Here is a 1,501-nt window from a genome sequence, read left to right on the forward strand (position 1 = left end):
TGTCCGTCGTCAGATGATTTGAGGCTGTTTCGATGTCTCAGGAACGGAGGCTCTGGCTCATCTGGGTTTGAGGTTATGCGGCCTTCAGCTGATGCTGCAAGCGTCTCTGCTGGATGGTCTGGCGCTTGATCCTTTCGCGTTCGGTGAGGATGGCCGGCCCGCGGCCGAAGTAGACATCGGCGGGCGTGAGATTGCCGAGGCTCTCGTGGTAGCGGGCCTGGTTGTAATGCTCGACGAAGGCGGCGACCTGCCGTTCGAGGTCGCCGGGCAGATAGTAGTTCTCGAGCAGGATGCGGTTCTTCAGGGTCTGGTGCCAGCGTTCGATCTTGCCCTGCGTCTGGGGATGGTAGGGCGCGCCGCGAACATGCTGCATGCCCTTGCCATCGAGCCAGGTGGCGAGGTCGGCCGAGATGTAGGACGAGCCGTTGTCGCTCAGCAGCCTCGGCCGATGTGCGACCGTGATCTGGTCGAGCCCCGCTGCGGCCAGAGCCAGATCGAGCGTGGCGGTGACGTCGTCCGCCCGCATCGTGGCGCAGAGCTTCCAGGCGACGATGAAGCGGGAGAAGTCGTCGAGCACGGTCGAGAGATAATACCAGCCCCAGCCGGTGATCTTCAGGTAGGTGAAGTCGGTCTGCCAGAGCTGGTTGGGCGCCGTGGTCTTATCCTTGAACTCGGACGCCGCCTTGATGACGATGTAGGCCGGACTGGTGATGAGATCATGCGCTTTCAGCAGCCGATACACCGACGCCTCCGAGACGAAGTAGCTCTTCTCGTCGGTGAAGCGCACCGCCAGCTCGCGCGGGCTCAGCTCCGTTTCGCGCAACGCCAGCTCGACGATCTCGGCCCGGATTGGGTCAGGAATCCGGTTCCAGACACGATCCGGCCGCGAGCGATGATCGGCGAGCGCCTCGATCCCGCCGGTGAGATAGCGATCGTACCAGCGATAGAACGTGGCGCGGGGAATGCCGAGCTTCTCCAGCGTGCGTCGCGCCGGCAGATGCGAGGCCTCGACCAGGCGGATGATCTCGGCCTTCTCGGATGCGGGATATCTCATGTGTCGTCTTCCCCATCCGCCAGCATGCTTTTTTTGAGCAGGCGGTTTTCCAGGGTCAGATCGGCCACGGCCTCCTTCAGCGCCTGTGCCTCACGACGCAGCTCCTTGACCTCGTCGGAGGTTGCCGCGCGCGCCGTGTCGCCGGCGAGGCGTCGCTTGCCGGCGTCCAGGAACTCCTTCGACCAGCCGTAATACATCGACGAGGCGATGCCTTCGCGCCGGCATAGCTCGGCGATGCTCTCCTCGCCACGCACGCCTTCCAGAACGATGCGGATCTTTTCTTCGGCCGAAAATTGCCGGCGGGTCGCTCGCCGGATGTCCTTCACGACCTGCTCTGCCGGTGCTTTCTCCGGCCCGGATTTCTGTCTCATCTGCGCTCCAAAATGGCTGCGATGATCCAGAAATCCTCCCTTCCCGAAAACCCCTGAACTGTCTCAAGGGCGCTGA

1 protein-coding gene is annotated in these 1,501 nt (G+C 63.0%); it reads right to left on the reverse strand.

Annotation, left to right across the window (positions count from 1 at the left end; all coding sequences use genetic code 11):
* Positions 1–73 precede the first annotated feature (73 nt).
* Positions 74–1,425, reverse strand: a protein-coding gene (locus tag RKE40_RS29550) for an IS3 family transposase (protein ID WP_316021721.1) whose coding sequence is annotated in 2 segments (ribosomal slippage) — positions 74–1,089 and positions 1,089–1,425 — 1,353 coding nt in all. Because the reading frame shifts where the segments join, the coding sequence is not laid out codon by codon here.
* Between the last annotated feature and the right edge of the window lie 76 nt (positions 1,426–1,501).

The organism is Allobosea rubneri (assembly GCF_032464875.1).
GTDB lineage: Bacteria > Pseudomonadota > Alphaproteobacteria > Rhizobiales > Beijerinckiaceae > Allobosea > Allobosea rubneri.